Source organism: Nocardioides sp. (assembly GCF_036503465.1).
GTDB lineage: Bacteria > Actinomycetota > Actinomycetes > Propionibacteriales > Nocardioidaceae > Nocardioides.
Genome location: NZ_DASXWU010000016.1, coordinates 1 through 15292, shown reverse-complemented (window position 1 = coordinate 15292; position 15292 = coordinate 1). Strand labels below are relative to the sequence as shown.

Sequence of the window (15292 nt, the reverse complement as noted above, 5' to 3'; positions counted from 1 at the left end):
CAGGTGAGCGACGAGCCGATCACCCGGGTCCGGATCACCAGTCCACGCACGCTGGCGGCGCGGTCGCGGACCCGCCGCTCGAACGCCGCCGAGATCGACGAGCTGACCCGGCTCGGTGAGGTCTACGTGCAGAGCCTGATGCGCGCCCAGCTCCGCCTCGCCGGGTACGTCGTGCTGCTCCTGGCCGTGAGCCTCGGGCTGCTGCCGGTGCTGTTCCAGGTGCTGCCGGTCGACCACGTGCACGTCCTCGGCGTACGCCTGCCGTGGCTGCTGCTCGGTGTCGTCGTCTACCCGTGGCTGCTGGTGCTCGCCTGGTGGTACGTCCGGAGGGCCGAGCGCAACGAGGCGGCGTTCATCGAGCTCGTCGACCGGCGGGAGGACGCGTCGTGAAGGAGCTGACGGCGCTGCTCGCGGTCACCATCGTCACCACGGCGACGCTCGTCGTCGGGGTGTTCGGGCTCCGGATCTCGCGCACCACCAGCGACTTCTTCGTCGCGTCGCGGCGGGTCGGGCCGTTCCTCAACGCGTCGGCGATCAGCGGTGAGTACCTGTCCGCCGCGTCCTTCCTCGGGGTGGCCGGGCTCGTGCTGCTGCGGGGCGTCGACATGCTCTGGTACCCCATCGGCTGGACCGCCGGCTACCTCCTGCTGCTGGTCTTCGTCGCCGCCCCCCTCCGCCGTTCCGGCGCCTACACCCTGCCGGACTTCGCCGAGTTCCGGGTCGAGTCGCAGGCCGCGCGGCAGGTCGCGAGCTGGCTGGTCTGCCTGATCGGGGCGCTGTACCTGGTGCCGCAGTTCCAGGGCGCGGGGCTGACCCTCCGGGCGGTCACCGGAGCTCCGTCCTGGGTCGGCGCGGTGCTGGTCGCGTTCGTGGTGCTCGTCAACGTGGTCGCCGGCGGGATGCGGAGCATCACCCTGGTGCAGGCGTTCCAGTACTGGATCAAGCTGTGCGCCCTGCTCGTGCCGGCGCTGATCCTGTGGCTGGCGTGGCATCACGACGACTCCCCGACCCGGCACCTGCACACCTCGGACTGGGTCGAGCCGCTCCAGGGCCCGCATGCGACGTACCTGACCTACTCGCTGATCCTGGCGACGTTCCTCGGCACGATGGGCCTGCCCCACGTGGTCGTCCGCTTCTACACCAACCACGACGGCACCTCGGCCCGGCGTACGACGCTCGGCGTGCTCGCGATGCTCAGCATGTTCTACCTGCTGCCCACGGCGTACGGCGCGCTGGGCCGGGTCTACGCGTCCGACCTGGTCGCCTCGGGGCGGACTGACTCGGTCGTCCTCGAGCTCCCGGAGCGGGTGCTCGGCGGGACGGGGGCGACGGTCCTCACCGCGCTGCTCGGCGCCGGCGCGTTCGCGGCGTTCCTCTCGACGTCGTCCGGGCTGGTGGTCTCGATCAGCGGGGTGCTCAGCCAGGACGTGCTGAGCCGTCGCTTCGGCAGCGTCACCGGGTTCCGGATCGGCGGGGTGATGGCCGCGGGCGGGGCGCTGCTCCTGGCCGCGGGGACCCAGGGCCTGCCCGTGGCACACGCCGTCGAGCTGGCGTTCGCGGTCGCGGCGTCGACGTTCTGTCCCCTGCTGCTGCTGGGGATCTGGTGGCGCGGCCTGACCGCGCGTGGGGCGATCGTCGGGATGATCGGCGGCGGCATCCTCTCCGGCACCGCCGTGCTGGCGGTGATGCTCGGCGTCAAGGCGGACAACTGGGCGGGCGCCCTGCTCTCCCAGCCGGCGCTGCTGACCGTCCCGATCGCGTTCGCGGCGATGGTCGGGGTCTCGCTGGCGGACCGGGCGCGGGTGCCGGTGCACGTCGGGCGGGCGATGGTCCGGCTGCACCTGCCCGAGACGGTCGAGGTCGACCGGGGCAGCTACCAACCGGTGAACTGACCACTCGTCGTCCCGGCGCTACCGCTCGTCGTGCCGGATGCGGCGTACGTCGAGAGCCACCCGCCGCTGAGCGCAACTGGGGTCGCCAGCCCTGTCCCGTCGAGTTGCACCTTTGCGACCGTTCGAACTGTCCCCACGCAACACCACAGGGAAGAGACAGGAGTGCTCATGTCCGAAACACCGATCAAGGAGGATCGGCCGGTCCTCGTCCCGGGCGCGCACATCGCCGACCCGGCACCCCTCGGACTTGCCGGCTTCGCCCTGACGACGTTCGTGCTCAGCGTGGTCAACGCGAACATCGTTCCCGACACCCTCGTCGGCGGCGCCCTCGGACTGGCGTTGGCCTACGGCGGCATCGCCCAGTTCGCGGCAGGACTCTGGGAGTTCGCCAAGGGCAACACGTTCGGTGCCACGGCGTTCTGCTCGTACGGCGGGTTCTGGATCTCGTTCTGGTGGCTCGCGGAGAAGGACCTGGCCAACCTCGGTCCCGACGGCTACAAGGTGGTCGGGACGTACCTGATCGCGTGGTGCATCTTCACCGCCTACATGACGGTCGCCGCGTTCCGGGTGAACCTGGCGGTGCTCGCCGTCTTCGTGTTGCTGACGATCACCTACCTGATCCTGGCGATCGGCTGGTTCGACAAGGAGTCGAGCGGCTGGATCCATCTCGGCGGCTACATCGGCATCCTCACCGCGATCGCGGCCTGGTACGCATCGATGGCCGGGGTCACGGCGTTCACCTGGCGCCGCCAGGTCCTGCCCGTCTGGCCGCGCGAGTAGTTCACCGAGTAGTCACAACCGCATCCCCCCGTGCCTCGCAGCCGGACCTACGTCGTACCAACCGAGCCGAACTAGGGTGGGCGGCAGGACCCCGGCTGCGAGGTCACGTTCCGAGAGGAGTCGAAAGTCGTGAGCCAAGAAACCCTGTCCAACCTGTTGCACGAGAATCGCCGTTTCGAGCCCCCGGACGACCTCGCCGCGAACGCCAACGTCAAAGCCGACGCGTATGACGAGGCCGACGCCGACCGACTGGCGTTCTGGGAGAAGGCCGCAGAGCGGCTGTCGTGGGACACGAGGTGGGAGAAGGTCCTCGACTGGGACGACGCGCCCTTCGCCAAGTGGTACGTCGGCGGCAAGCTCAACGCGGCGTACAACTGCGTCGACCGGCACGTGGAGGCCGGCAAGGGCGACAAGATCGCCTACCACTGGGTCGGCGAGCCCGAGAACGACACCCGGGACATCACCTACGCCGAGCTCAAGGACGAGGTCTGCAAGGCCGCGAACGCGCTGATCGAGCTGGGCGTCAAGACCGGCGACCGGGTCGCGATCTACATGCCGATGATCCCCGAGACGGTGATCGCGATGCTGGCGTGCGCCCGCATCGGCGCCCCCCACACGGTGGTGTTCGGCGGTTTCTCGGCCCAGGCCCTGATCGACCGCATCCACGACTGCGACGCGCGGGTCGTGATCACCGCCGACGGCGGCTACCGGCGCGGCGACGCCTCGCCGCTGAAGCCGGCCGTCGACGAGGCCCTGACCAAGTGCCCCGACGTCCGCAACGTGCTCGTGGTACGCCGTACCGGCCAGGACGTCGACTGGACCGACGACCGCGACGTCTGGTGGCACGACGTGGTGGACAAGCAGTCGACCGACCACACCCCGGAGGCCTTCGACGCCGAGCACCCGCTGTACGTGATGTACACGTCGGGCACGACCGGCAAGCCCAAGGGCATCCTGCACACGACGGGTGGCTACCTGGTCGGCACGTCGTGGACGCACTGGGCGGTCTTCGACCTCAAGCCCGACACCGACATCTTCTGGACCGCGGCCGACATCGGCTGGGTCACCGGCCACTCCTACATCGTCTACGGCCCGCTCGCCAACGGGGCGACGTCGGTGATGTACGAGGGGACGCCGGCGTACCCGCACCCGGGCCGGTGGTGGGAGATCATCCAGGACTACAAGGTCAACATCCTCTACTGTGCGCCGACGGCGATCCGCGCCTTCATGAAGACCGGCGAGGAGGTGCCGGCGAAGTTCGACATGTCCTCGTTGCGGGTGATCGGGTCGGTCGGCGAGCCGATCAACCCCGAGGCGTACATCTGGTACCGCAAGAACATCGGCGGTGACCGGTGCCCGGTGGTGGACACCTGGTGGCAGACCGAGACCGGCCAGATCATGGTCAGCCCACTGCCCGGGGTGACCGCCGGCAAGCCGGGCTCGGCGATGAAGGCGCTGCCAGGCGTCTCCGCGCTCGTGGTCAACGACGAGGGCGAGGCGGTGAAGCCGGGCTCCGGCGGCTACCTGGTGCTGACCGAGCCCTGGCCGGCGATGCTGCGCACGATCTGGGGCGACCCGGACCGCTACAAGGACACCTACTGGTCCCGGTTCCCCGGCAGGTACTTCGCCGGCGACGGTGCCAAGCTCGACGAGGACGGCGATGTCTGGCTGCTCGGCCGCGTCGACGACGTGATGAACGTGTCCGGGCACCGGATGTCGACGACCGAGATCGAGTCCGCCCTGGTGTCGCACCCCAAGGTCGCCGAAGCCGCGGTCGTCGGGGCGAACGACCCCGACACCGGTCAGGCCGTGAACGCGTTCGTGATCCTGCGCGCCTCCGCCGGTGACGGTGGCCCGGAGGTCGTCAACGAGCTGCGCGAGCACGTGGCGAAGGAGATCGGCAAGATCGCGCGGCCCAAGTCGATCATGGTGGTGCCCGAGCTGCCGAAGACCCGGTCGGGCAAGATCATGCGCCGGCTCCTGCGCGACGTGGCCGAGAAGCGGGAGGTCGGTGACGTCACCACCCTCGCCGACTCCACGATCATGGACCAGATCAAGGAGGGCATGGCCTCCGGCACCAGCGAGGAGTAGCGCCGACCCGAACGAGGCCTTTCCGGCCCGGCGGAGCCGGGACGGAAAGGCCGGAGAGAGCGCTGCAGCGAGCTTGCTCGCAAGGCGACGCACAGCACCACCTTCTGTCGGGTCGACGGGTTCATGGCTCACACTTCTGCCTGGTCAGCGCGATTTCGGCGAACACTTCCGCCTGGTCAGTGCCCGGCGGGGCCCGTTGTAGGGTCGACACGACCCAGCGAGCACAGCCCCGAGGAGTCCGAGGTCCCATGGCGCAACAACCGGTGCAGGACACCGACCCGACCATCGGGCGACTCGTCTCCGACGCCAGCCGCGATCTCTCCAGCCTGATCCGCAGCGAGATCCGCCTGGCGAAGTCCGAGATCCAGATCAGCGTGAAGGCCGGCGGGATGGGCATCGCGCTGCTCGCCGTGGGCGCGTTCTTCGGGCTGATGGCGCTGATCATGCTGTCGATCGCGGTCGCCTTCTTCATCCACTGGAACGGCCGGGGCCTGTCCCTCCACTGGGCGTTCCTGATCGTCTTCGGCTTCTACCTCCTCGTCGCCGGGCTGCTCGCCCTGATCGGCGTGCGCAAGATCAAGAAGGTCCGGGCTCCCCAGAAGGCGATCGCGCAGGCCAACGAGACCAAGCAGATCCTCAAGCGCGACTAGGGCACGCTCAGCCGGCGCAGCCCTCGGTGGAGACCTGGCGGGAGGCGACCCGTCCGTTCGCGGCCGCCTGGGCGACCTGTTGCGACGACAGCGCGTAGCCGGTGTCGCTGTTGGTGACCGAGGCGGCGAAGACCACGCCGACGACGTGGCCGGCTGAGTCGACGACCGGGCCACCGGAGTTGCCGGGCCGGATCAGCCCGCGCAGGGACAGCACGTCGCGGATCACCGTTCCGTGGCCGTAGATGTCCGGTGACCGCAGACGCTGGTCGGCGCGCACCCGGCCGACCTGTACGTCGTACGGGCCGTTCTGCGGGAAGCCGAGGATCGCCACCCCGTCGCCGGACGACGCCGAGCCGAAGTGCAGGGGCCGGACGGTTCCGGTCGGGACCGACAGCACGGCGACGTCGAGGTCGGGGTTGTAGTAGACGACCGTGGCCGGCACCGAGCTGCCGTGGATGTCGACCAGAGGAGAGGTCACGCCGGCGACGACATGTGCGTTGGTCATCACGCGGTCGGGCGCGTATACGAATCCCGAGCCCTCGATGCCCTGGTGGCAGCTGTTGGTGCTGCGGATGCGGACGACCTCGGCGGCGGCGCGCTGCACGTCGGGGTCGGTGAGCAGCCGATGGGGCCCGGGTGGCACGGGCACGATGCGCTCCGGTGCGAACGGCTCGAGGTAGCGCGGGAAGAACGTCGTGCCGACGACGTCGTTGAACGCCGACAGCTTCGAGCTGGCCTCCGCGGGAAGGATCCGGTTGACCTCGGCGAGGACCTTGGAGTCGCGCACGAGCGGGGTGATCCCGCGCAGGCCGGAGCCGGAGAGCGCGACCCCGAGCGCCCACGCGACCAGCAGCGCCGCCACCGCGCTGAGCGCGGCACCACCGATCGCGTCGAGGGCACGGACCGGCTGCCAGGTGATCCGGTCGCGGATGCGCGACCCGCCCAGCTGGAGCACCGCCTGCCCGAGCGAGGCGCAGACGATGACGATGAAGACCGCGGCCAGCGAGACCAGGATGGACGGGCTCGCGTCGCCCAGGACGGTGGGGGCGAGCCACACTCCGATCAGGCCGCCGATCAGCAGCCCGACGGTCGCGAAGGCCCCGGTGATGAAGCCCTGCCAGTACCCGGAGACGGCGTACAGGACGACGATGAGGATCAGCACCCAGTCGAGCAGGTTCACTCAGCGCTCCTCGGGTGTGGCGGCTGGGCGGTACACCGGGCGGGGACCACCCTGCACCATGTACGCCGGGAGGTCACGCATCCGGCGTACGTCCCAAGGCCGCGTCCACTCGAGGAAGTCCAGCAGCCGGGAGATGATGCCGGCGGTGAACCCCCACAGCACGACGTCGTGCTGCGGCCCGATCAGGAAGCCCGGGCCCACCCAGCCGCTCGGGTGCCGCACGGAGACCCGGTGGGCGGGGTCCAGCAGCTCCTCGAGCGGCACGCGGTAGACGGCGTGGACCTCCGCCGGGTCCACCACGCCGACCGGACTCTCCTCGGCCCACCACCCGAGGATCGGCGTGACCGCGAAGTTGCTCGGAGGCAGCCAGAGCTCGGGCAGCTCGGCGAACACCTCGACACCGGCCGCGCGCAGCCCGGTCTCCTCCTCGGCCTCGCGCAGCGCGGCCTGCCGCGGCGTCTCGCCCGGGTCGATCGAGCCGCCGGGGAACGAGACCTGACCGGGGTGGGAGCGCATGTCGTGGGCGCGCTCGGTGAGCAGCAGGTCGCGCTGCTGGCCGAAGAGCATCAGCACGGCACCACGCCGGGTGATCGCGTCGTCGGGCGGCACGAACCGGGTGAGGTCGTCGGCGGTGATCTCCCCTGCGGCCCCGGCGACGGGCTCGAGCCAGTCGGGGATCACCCGCCGGCCCCGAGGAACTTCCGGGCGGCCGTCGCCACCTCCCGCTCGGTCCTCATCGTCGCGGCCTCGATGTGGGCGATCGAGCCGTCCGCGTCCAGGAACACCGTCATCGGCAGGCCGGCGATGTGCGGCAGCGGGCTCGCCTTGTCGAGGGTGCCCTTCGGGTCGGCGAGCAGCGGGTACTCCACGCCGCTGCCCTTCGCCAGCTCCAGCGCCGCGCCCGGCTGGGGGTCGAGGAAGTCGACGCCGACGACCTTCACCTCCGGGTGGCTCTTCGCATACGCCGCGAGGGCCGGCATCTCCAGGCGGCAGTCGCCGCACCAGGACGCCCAGAAGTTCACGATCATCGGTCCGCGGAGTCCCGCGACGTCGACCGACCGACCACCGCCGAGACAGGGCAGGGTGACGCCCGGCATGCCGCCCTCGGCACCCGTGGCCGAGACCTGGGGACAGTCGGGGATGTCGGTGTGCCGCTTGAAGGACACCAGCTGCTGGTTGCCGACGTCGATCGAGCGGGGGCCGGGTTGGATCCTGCCGGTGCCCCCACCGCCGCCGCACGCGGCGAGCAGCGGCGCGGCCAGTCCCAGAAGCACCGCCAGCAGCGTGACCTGGTGCCCGCCTCTCATGCCGGCCCCTCGGTCTTCACCAGCTTCGCCGCCGTCAGCGGGTCGACCGGCCCCTCGCCGTACGCCGGGCACCAGCGCGCCACCGGGCACGCGCCGCAGGCCGGCTTCTTGGCGTGGCAGATGCGTCGCCCGTGCCAGATCAGGTGGTGGCAGAGCATCACCCAGTCCTTCTTGGGGAACAGCGCGCCGACGGCGTGCTCGACCTTGACCGGGTCGGTCTCGTCGGTCCACCCGAAGCGACGCGACAGCCGGCCGAAGTGGGTGTCGACGGTGATGCCGGGGATGCCGAAGGCGTTGCCGAGCACGACGTTCGCGGTCTTGCGGCCCACGCCAGGGAGCGTCACCAGGTCGTCGAGGCGCGGTGGCACCTTCCCGTCGTACCGCTCCACGAGCGCGGCGCTCAGCTTGAGCAGCGCGTCGGTCTTGGCCCGGAAGAACCCGAGCGGCCCGATCAGCTGCTCGAGGTGCTCACGAGGGGCGGCGGCCATCGCGGCCGCGTCGGGGTACGCCGCGAAGAGGATGGGCCGCACCGCGTTGACCCGGCGGTCGGTGGTCTGGGCACTCAGCACCGTCACGACCAGCAGCTGGAACGAGTCGTCGAAGTCGAGCTCGATGTGTGCGTCGGGATAGTGCTCGGCCAGGGCACGGTCGATCCGACGGGCCCGCCGCACCAGGCCGGTGCGGGTCTCCGGGGCTGCGACACGCGGCACGGCTGACACGTCGACAGCCTACGGTGGCACGCCGACCACACCCGGCCCGACCGAGTGATGGGTGTGACCTGTGCCACTGGATAGGATCGGGGCCGACCCCCGCGCGGCGACCGACCGACGGCGTGCAGCGGCGGGCGACGAGCATGACCGGGAGGTCGTCGTGGACAACGAGGTACTGCGTCAGGCGCCGCTGTTCAGTGCGCTCGACGACGAGGCCGCCACCGCCCTGCGTGGCTCGCTGAGCGAGTCCAAGCTGCGGCGCGGCGACGTGCTCTTCCACGAGGGCGACGCCGGCGACCGGCTCTACATCGTGCTCGACGGCAAGATCAAGCTCGGCCGCACCTCCAGTGACGGACGCGAGAACCTCCTCGCCATCCTCGGCCCCGGCCAGATGTTCGGCGAGCTGTCGCTCTTCGACCCCGGGCCGCGCTCGGCGACGGTGACGGCGGTGACCGACGCGTCGTTCGCCTCGCTGTCCCACGAGGACCTGCTGCGCTGGCTCGACGGCCGCCCCCAGGTGGCGCGCGGCCTGCTCGCCCAGATCGCATCGCGGCTGCGGAAGGCCAATGACGTGAACGCCGACCTGGTGTTCTCCGACGTGCCCGGCCGCGTCGCCAAGGCACTGCTCGACCTCGCCGACCGCTTCGGCCGCACCGCCGACGACGGCGTCCACGTCCACCACGACCTCACCCAGGAGGAGCTCGCCCAGCTGGTCGGCGCCTCCCGCGAGACCGTGAACAAGGCCCTCGCCGACTTCGCCTCCCGCGGCTGGCTCCGCCTCGAGCCCCGCTCGGTCGTGATCATGGACGTCGACCGGCTCAAGCGCCGCGCCCGCTGACGTCGCGTCGCCGGCTCGTCGAGGCCGGCCGCCGCGCCCGACCACCAACCAACTGGCATGGAGACCGGAGTGTTGGCCGGGCCCGAGGTCCGGTCTGTAAGCCAGTTAGTCGCGTCCAGGTCCGCGCAGGTAGTCCAGCTGGGCGCGAACCGAGAGCTCGGCGGCCGGCCAGAGGACGGGGTCGACGTCGGCGTACACGATCTCGACGATGCGGCGAGGCAGCGTCTCGTGGTCGAGGGGTACGCCGTCACGTGCGGCGGCATGGACGGTGCGGAGGGCCTCGCGCACCTGCTCCAGACGCTCCCGGCGATGGGAGATGTAGTGGTCGAGCACGGGCAGCGCCGACTCGATCACCGGGCCGTGTCCGGGCCAGATCATGGCGATCTCGTGCGCCTCGGCCAGGGCGTGGAGCCGGTCGAGCGAGTCGAGGTAGGCGCCGAGCCGGCCGTCCGGATGGGCGACCACGGTCGTCCCCCGGCCCAGCACGGTGTCACCGGTGAGCACGGTCCGCTCCGACGGGATCACGAAGGACAGCGAGTCCGAGCTGTGGCCGGGCGTGGCGACAACGTGCACCTCCAGGTCGTCGACCGCGACCACGTCGCCCTCTCCGAGCCCCTCCGAGCCGAGCCGGTACGCCGGGTCGAGAGCCCGGACACCGCACCCCGCCTGCTCGGCGAAGGTCCGGGCCGCCTCGGAGTGGTCGAGATGGTGATGGGTCAGCAGCACGACCGCGACCTCGCCGGCCGCTTCCGCCACCGCGTCGAGATGACCCGGGTCAGGTGGACCGGGGTCGACGACGACCGATCTCGCGGCGTCCGGGGCCCGCAGCACCCAGGTGTTGGTGCCGTCCAGGGTCATCGGAGAGGCGTTGGGGGCGAGCACGCACTGCGCGACGGACCCGAACGTCCCGCCGCTCCAGGACGGGTCAGCCACGCCGCATCTCCAGCAACGGCACCGCCCGGTCGGGCACCGACATCGTGGCCGACCTGCCGTCGTCCTGCACCGCCGGCGTGAACATCGTCAGGTCACGACCCGCCGCAGCCACGAGCACCGTGTCGGGGTCGGCGTACTGACCGACCTCGAGGCAGGTGACGTACGTCGGCGGCATCATCCCGAGCTCGTGCGCGTCGACCGCGTCACAGGCGCCGAGCGCGGACATCCAGGTCACCGACGACGACTCGCTCGACACGTCGCGGGTGCGCTGTCCGGGCGGCAGCGCGGCGACGAAGAACCAGGTGCGGAACCGGCGTGGCTCGAACTCAGGTGTGCACCACGCCGCCCAGGCGCCCAGGAGATCCGTGCGGAGAACCAGGCCTCGTCGGTCGAGGAACGCCGTGAACGACAGCTCCTTGACCTCGAGCGCCCGGCGGTCGGCCTCCCAGTCGTCGCCGGTGGTGTCGGCGACGACCTCGTCGGCGGAGGGCCCGGCGAGCAGGACCCCCGACTCCTCGAACGTCTCGCGCACTGCGGCGCACACCAGTGCCCGTGCCATCTCCTCCGAGGTCTGCAGCTGCTCGGCCCAGACCTCCGCTGCCGGCCCCGACCAGGCGACCTCGCGGTCGAAGTCCCTGGGGTCGACGCCACCTCCGGGGAACACGCACATCCCGCCCGCGAACGCCATCGACGTCTGGCGATGCAGCAGGTAGACGTCGAGTCCGGCCGCCCCCGGGCGCATCAGCACGACGGTCGCCGCGTCCCGCGGTTCGGCCGGCGTACGGCGGCCCTGGGCGCACTCCTCGGCGAACTCCCGCGCGTGCGCGACCAGGTGCTCCGGGAGGGCCACCCGCATCTCAGGCCTGGTCGTCGGGCGGAGTCGAGACCTCGACGATGATCTCGACCTCGACGGGGACGTCCAGCGGCAGCACGGCCACGCCGACCGCCGACCGAGCGTGGGCACCGGCGTCACCGAAGACCTTCCCGAGCAGGTCGGAGGCGCCGTTCGCCACCTGCGGCTGGCCGGTGAAGTCCGGGGCTGACGCCACGAAGCAGACCACCTTCACGACCCGCTTGACCACGTCCAGGTCGCCGATCTCGGCCTTGACGGCGGCGATCGCGTTCAGGGCGCACTGCTGGGCGCAGGCCGACGCCTCCTCGGGCGAGACCTCGGCACCGACCTTGCCGGTCGCCACCGGGTCGCCGTCGCGCAGCGGCACCTGCCCGGCGGTGTAGACGTAGGACCCCGTCCGCACGGCGGGCACGTACGACGCCACCGGCTTCGCGACGTCCGGCACGGACAGACCCAGCTCGGCCAGACGGTCCTCCACGGCACCCATCAGTCGCTCACCGGGCGCTTGAAGTAGCCGACCATGTTCTCGGGGTTCATCCCCGGAGAGACCTGCACGAGCTCCCACCCGTCGGCCCCGAAGTTGTCGAGGATCTGCTTCGCCGCGTGCACCAGGATCGGCGCCGTGAGGTACTCCCACCTCTGAGTCTGAGCCATGGCCGCGACCCTACTCTGGGACTTCGCGACGGTGATCGGCCGGACAGAACCGAGCCAGCGGGGCGCCCGTCGCACAGGGAGAAGAGGCGGCGGGTGGCCCCCATGGGGGTCGGGGGCCCGAGCCTCCGGTTGGCACCGCTCCAGGTGCACACGGTCAGAACGAGGCAACGGCCCCGGAGCGACGGGCGGGCGGGTAGAGCTTCCGCACGCCCGCGACCGCACCGAGGCCGAGCCTCCCTCGCGTCAGCCCGGCCAGGAGGCCGAGACGACCGCGCCCCCCTCGACCTGCACCCGCAGCGCCACGGCGTCCGGCCGTCCCTTCTCGAACAGCTCGTAGCGACCCGAGGGCAGCTCGCCGAACACCAGAGACGGCAGGTGTCCGCCGGCGACCGCCCGCGCGACCACCGCGACGTGCGGGAGGTGGTCGTGCGGACGGACGTGCCCGTGCTCGTGTGTGCGGTCGTGCGCGTGGCCCGGCACCCGCTGACCGTCGAGCGGGCGGATCTCGACCTCCAGGCCGACCGTCGACGCCGGCATCGCGACCACGAGCGCCCCGACGTCCCCTCCGATGTCGAGGAGTACGGCGCCCTGCCCGGCCCAGTCGTTCTCCGGGGAGGCGAGCACCGCCGAGCTCGCAGCGGCGTTCACGAGACCGAGGACGTGCCGGGCTGCGTCTGGAAGCCGCCGTCCGGATCGCCCAGGTAGGGGAACGTCGCCGTCGTACCGCCGTTGGTGTCGGTCGTCCCGTCGGTCAGGACCCCCGCTGCGCCGTCCGGTGTGAACGACGGGTCGACCAGCGGGATGGTCACGCCGGCGACGGCGCGCAGCTCGATCGCCACGACGTCGTCGCCGATGCGGCGGCCGTTCGGGAAGCCGGCCGGGTCGCCGCCGAGGAGACCCATGCTTTTCGGACTGCTCGCGGGCGGGATCGCCAGGTTCAGCCGCAGCATGTCGGACTGCACGGTGCCGGTGTAGTTCTGGAAACCCGGCACGACGCCCGACGGGATCCCGGTGAGCAGGATCGCGTTCAGGTCGGCCCGCGCCTTGTGATACGCCGCGAGGTTGGGGAAGACGCCGGGGTAGAGCACCGGCAGCAGCCGGGCCAGCTCCGGGTGGTCGACGTATTTCGCGAACGCCTGGTCGCCCTTCGGGTGCCGGGCGTTCCACACGTCCTTGTGGGACATCGGCGTGATGACCTCGTTGAAGAGCGGGTTGCCCAGGCGCGAGACCTGCTCCCACGGCCCGTGCCCGACGTACCGGCCCTCGGTCTTGTCGAAGATCCGCGACTTGCGGCGGCTGGCCGATGCCCACACGCCGATCACGGAGCGGGGCTGTCGCGGGTTGGTCGGTACGTCGCCCTTGCGGCTGATCTCCTTGATCGGCACCTGCAGCACGATCGAGTGCACGTTGAAGGCCTGCAGCGAGTTGCGTCCGTCGGCCGCGGGCATCGGGATGACGTGCAGGTTCTGGAACGGCCGCAGCGCTCCGAGGTCGAAGACACTGCCGAGGTCGACGTGGAACGCGTCGGCCCGCTGGCCCGCGAACACCCGCCGCCGTCCCACGTCGTGCACCGCCGCGGCGGCCAGGTCGGGGTAGTTCGGGGTGCTGCGAGGCCCGATGTTGACCGGCGGGCACGCGAGGTGACGCGCGAGCACCTTGCTCCGACCGTTCTTGATCCGGATCAGCGAGTAGAACTGCGGGCGGTTCCACGTGGTGTCGTGGAGCCGCGTGATCGGGCCGGTGTTGTAGAGGAAGGTCTTCGGGTCGCGCACCGCGGTGTGGAACCGGAACCGGTAGACGACGTCCGCCTCCCCCTTGCCCCGGTTCGAGATGTTGATGTCGTAGGCGACGTCGTCGCCGAACTCGTAGAAGTTCGGGCCGCCGTCCGGTGCCTGGAACGGGATGTAGTTGGCGATCAGCGTGACCGTGTGCGGGCGGTCGGGACTGACGAAGGCGTAGACGTCGGTGCTGTCGGCGACCGGGTCCTTGGCCATCTCGGGTGCTTCGCGGTGGGACGACATCTCACTCGCCTCCCGCCGCGTTGAGGATGCGGGTCGCGAGATCGCGGTCGTGCACCACGACCTCCCGCTCCCCCACCATCAGCCGCACTTCGCTCGACCGGTGGTCGCGGACGTAGGCCACGACCGACTCCTGCGCGCTCGACGCCGTACGGCGTGTCTCGCCCGCCTGCGCGGGCGACATCGTCAGCCCGACCGCACCGGCGGCGACGCCGGCTCCCCCCGCGGCCAGGAGCTTCCTTCTGCTGGTTTCGCTCATCAGAGCCCTCCTGTGATGGGCCGCCTCGTCGTGAGGCGCGCCACAGGCGGTTCGGAGCGAGCGTCCTGGTGGATGGGTGGGGGCGCCGGGCGGGATCCCCGGTGAACCGGGGAACGCTGACGTTCTGGGGGGAAATTTCGGCCGAGAACGTCATGGATCCCCGGTTCACCGGGGAAACCGTCACGACGTCGCAGCCTCCGCGTCGCGGGCGGCGGCAGCGGCGGCGGACTTCGCCTTCAGCCGCTCGCCGAGGTCGGCGAGCATCGAGTCGCCGACGGTGACGGCGCCTCCGAGCAGGAGGGCGGCGATGGGCGCGGGCAGGGCGGTACGGCGTACGGCGGAGGTGGCCGCGAGCATCACCAGCGCCCACGACGCCCCAGACGTGGCCAGCGGTACGACGGCCCCCCGCCAGGGCTCCGCATCCTCGTCCGGTACGACGACGAACACCTGCAGGCCCGGCCTGCTCAGCGGCCAGCCCGCGGCGTACGACGCGAGCACGGCGCGGCCGCGCCCGAGCAGTCCTGGCGAGAGACATGCGAGGGCGACCCCCGCGCCACGCACTGCCGAGCCGGGCCGGATCCGCGACGGCAGGTTCACGCGATGATCTCGGGCTCGGTCTTCTCGCGCACCTCGTCGAGGGTCACGTCGGGGGCGAGCTCGACCAGCTCCAGACCGGCCGGCGTGACATCGAGGACGCACAGGTCGGTGATGATCCGTTGCACGACGCCGCGGCCGGTGTAGGGCAGGTCGCACTCGTTCAGGATCTTCTTCGAGCCGTCCTTGGCGACGTGCTCCATCAGCACGATCACCCGCTTGGCGCCGTGGACCAGGTCCATCGCTCCGCCCATGCCCTTGACCATCTTCCCGGGGATCATCCAGTTGGCGATGTCGCCCTTCTCCGAGACCTGCATGGCCCCCAGGATCGCGGCGTCGATCTTGCCGCCGCGGATCATCCCGAACGACGTGGCCGAGTCGAAGAACGACGCGCCCTTGCGCAGGGTGACCGTCTCCTTGCCGGCGTTGATCAGGTCGGGGTCCTCGTCGCCCTCGTACGGATAGGCACCGACACCGAGGATGCAGTTCTCGCTCTGGAGCACCAGCTCGACGTCGTCGGCCACGTAGTTGGG

General features: G+C 71.0%; 19 protein-coding genes. 6 read left to right on the top strand and 13 right to left on the bottom strand.

From position 1 onward, the window contains the following. Positions 1 to 3 precede the first annotated feature (3 nt). The 5 genes from VGK78_RS02205 (at position 4) to VGK78_RS02185 (ending at position 5413) form a co-directional block, all read left to right on the top strand. On the top strand, positions 4 to 390 hold the full coding sequence (locus VGK78_RS02205; protein ID WP_331525646.1) for a hypothetical protein: 387 nt from the start codon (positions 4 to 6) through the stop codon (positions 388 to 390). Continuing rightward, positions 387 to 1892, top strand: a complete 1506-nt coding sequence (locus VGK78_RS02200) for a cation acetate symporter (protein ID WP_331525644.1) — start codon at positions 387 to 389, stop codon at positions 1890 to 1892. Before VGK78_RS02205 ends, VGK78_RS02200 begins: the two co-directional genes overlap by 4 nt. Before the next feature lie 168 nt (positions 1893 to 2060). Beyond that, the gene (locus tag VGK78_RS02195) at positions 2061 to 2672 is read left to right on the top strand and encodes an acetate uptake transporter (RefSeq protein WP_331525642.1); all 612 of its coding nucleotides are present in this window, start codon (positions 2061 to 2063) and stop codon (positions 2670 to 2672) included. A 129-nt stretch (positions 2673 to 2801) separates the two neighbouring features. Further along, on the top strand, positions 2802 to 4763 hold the full coding sequence (gene acs / locus VGK78_RS02190) for an acetate--CoA ligase (RefSeq protein WP_331525641.1): 1962 nt from the start codon (positions 2802 to 2804) through the stop codon (positions 4761 to 4763). 248 nt (positions 4764 to 5011) lie between these two features. Then, positions 5012 to 5413, top strand: coding sequence for a phage holin family protein (locus VGK78_RS02185; protein ID WP_331525640.1), 402 nt, complete (start codon positions 5012 to 5014; stop codon positions 5411 to 5413). 7 nt (positions 5414 to 5420) lie between these two features. Here the strand turns inward: VGK78_RS02185 and VGK78_RS02180 are convergent, their stop codons facing one another. From VGK78_RS02180 to nth, 4 genes are read right to left on the bottom strand one after another with little or no spacing between them, the layout of a single operon-like run. After that, positions 5421 to 6593 carry a MarP family serine protease gene (locus tag VGK78_RS02180; RefSeq protein ID WP_331525638.1) on the bottom strand — a complete coding sequence of 391 codons (1173 nt, stop codon included), beginning with the start codon at positions 6591 to 6593 and terminating at the stop codon, positions 5421 to 5423. Then, positions 6594 to 7274, bottom strand: a complete 681-nt coding sequence (locus VGK78_RS02175; protein WP_331525637.1) for a CoA pyrophosphatase — start codon at positions 7272 to 7274, stop codon at positions 6594 to 6596. It lies immediately after the preceding gene. Next, positions 7271 to 7900, bottom strand: a complete 630-nt coding sequence (locus tag VGK78_RS02170) for a TlpA disulfide reductase family protein (RefSeq protein ID WP_331525636.1) — start codon at positions 7898 to 7900, stop codon at positions 7271 to 7273. The genes VGK78_RS02175 and VGK78_RS02170 overlap by 4 nt, the downstream gene beginning before the upstream one ends. Further along, positions 7897 to 8619 (bottom strand): endonuclease III, encoded by a 723-nt coding sequence (gene nth, locus VGK78_RS02165; protein ID WP_414690617.1) that lies wholly within the window; start codon positions 8617 to 8619, stop codon positions 7897 to 7899. Before nth ends, VGK78_RS02170 begins: the two co-directional genes overlap by 4 nt. A gap of 151 nt (positions 8620 to 8770) precedes the next feature. Here nth and VGK78_RS02160 point away from each other — a divergent pair, with 151 nt between their 5' ends. Further along, positions 8771 to 9448, top strand: a complete 678-nt coding sequence (locus tag VGK78_RS02160; RefSeq protein ID WP_331525634.1) for a Crp/Fnr family transcriptional regulator — start codon at positions 8771 to 8773, stop codon at positions 9446 to 9448. A 105-nt stretch (positions 9449 to 9553) separates the two neighbouring features. Here the strand turns inward: VGK78_RS02160 and VGK78_RS02155 are convergent, their stop codons facing one another. From VGK78_RS02155 to VGK78_RS02115, 9 genes are all read right to left on the bottom strand, one after another. Next, positions 9554 to 10381, bottom strand: coding sequence for an MBL fold metallo-hydrolase (locus VGK78_RS02155; protein WP_331525633.1), 828 nt, complete (start codon positions 10379 to 10381; stop codon positions 9554 to 9556). Next, the gene (locus VGK78_RS02150) at positions 10374 to 11237 is read right to left on the bottom strand and encodes an NUDIX hydrolase (RefSeq protein WP_331525632.1); all 864 of its coding nucleotides are present in this window, start codon (positions 11235 to 11237) and stop codon (positions 10374 to 10376) included. The genes VGK78_RS02155 and VGK78_RS02150 overlap by 8 nt, the downstream gene beginning before the upstream one ends. A 1-nt stretch (position 11238) precedes the next feature. Then, positions 11239 to 11721 (bottom strand): RidA family protein, encoded by a 483-nt coding sequence (locus tag VGK78_RS02145; protein WP_331525631.1) that lies wholly within the window; start codon positions 11719 to 11721, stop codon positions 11239 to 11241. Further along, positions 11721 to 11888, bottom strand: coding sequence for a hypothetical protein (locus VGK78_RS02140; protein ID WP_331525630.1), 168 nt, complete (start codon positions 11886 to 11888; stop codon positions 11721 to 11723). The genes VGK78_RS02145 and VGK78_RS02140 overlap by 1 nt, the downstream gene beginning before the upstream one ends. Positions 11889 to 12131: 243 nt before the next feature. Further along, complete coding sequence (locus VGK78_RS02135; protein ID WP_331525629.1) at positions 12132 to 12536, bottom strand: hypothetical protein; 405 nt, start codon at positions 12534 to 12536, stop codon at positions 12132 to 12134. Next, complete coding sequence (locus VGK78_RS02130) at positions 12533 to 13909, bottom strand: DUF4331 domain-containing protein (RefSeq protein WP_331525627.1); 1377 nt, start codon at positions 13907 to 13909, stop codon at positions 12533 to 12535. Before VGK78_RS02130 ends, VGK78_RS02135 begins: the two co-directional genes overlap by 4 nt. A gap of 1 nt (position 13910) precedes the next feature. Further along, positions 13911 to 14165 (bottom strand): twin-arginine translocation signal domain-containing protein, encoded by a 255-nt coding sequence (locus VGK78_RS02125; RefSeq protein WP_331525625.1) that lies wholly within the window; start codon positions 14163 to 14165, stop codon positions 13911 to 13913. Positions 14166 to 14345: 180 nt separating this feature from the next. After that, positions 14346 to 14762: a hypothetical protein gene (locus VGK78_RS02120; RefSeq protein ID WP_331525624.1), complete on the bottom strand. Its 417-nt coding sequence runs from the start codon at positions 14760 to 14762 to the stop codon at positions 14346 to 14348. Then, a partial coding sequence (locus VGK78_RS02115; protein ID WP_331525622.1) for a 3-oxoacid CoA-transferase subunit B occupies positions 14759 to 15292 on the bottom strand: 534 nt, incomplete at its 5' end. The genes VGK78_RS02115 and VGK78_RS02120, both read right to left, overlap by 4 nt.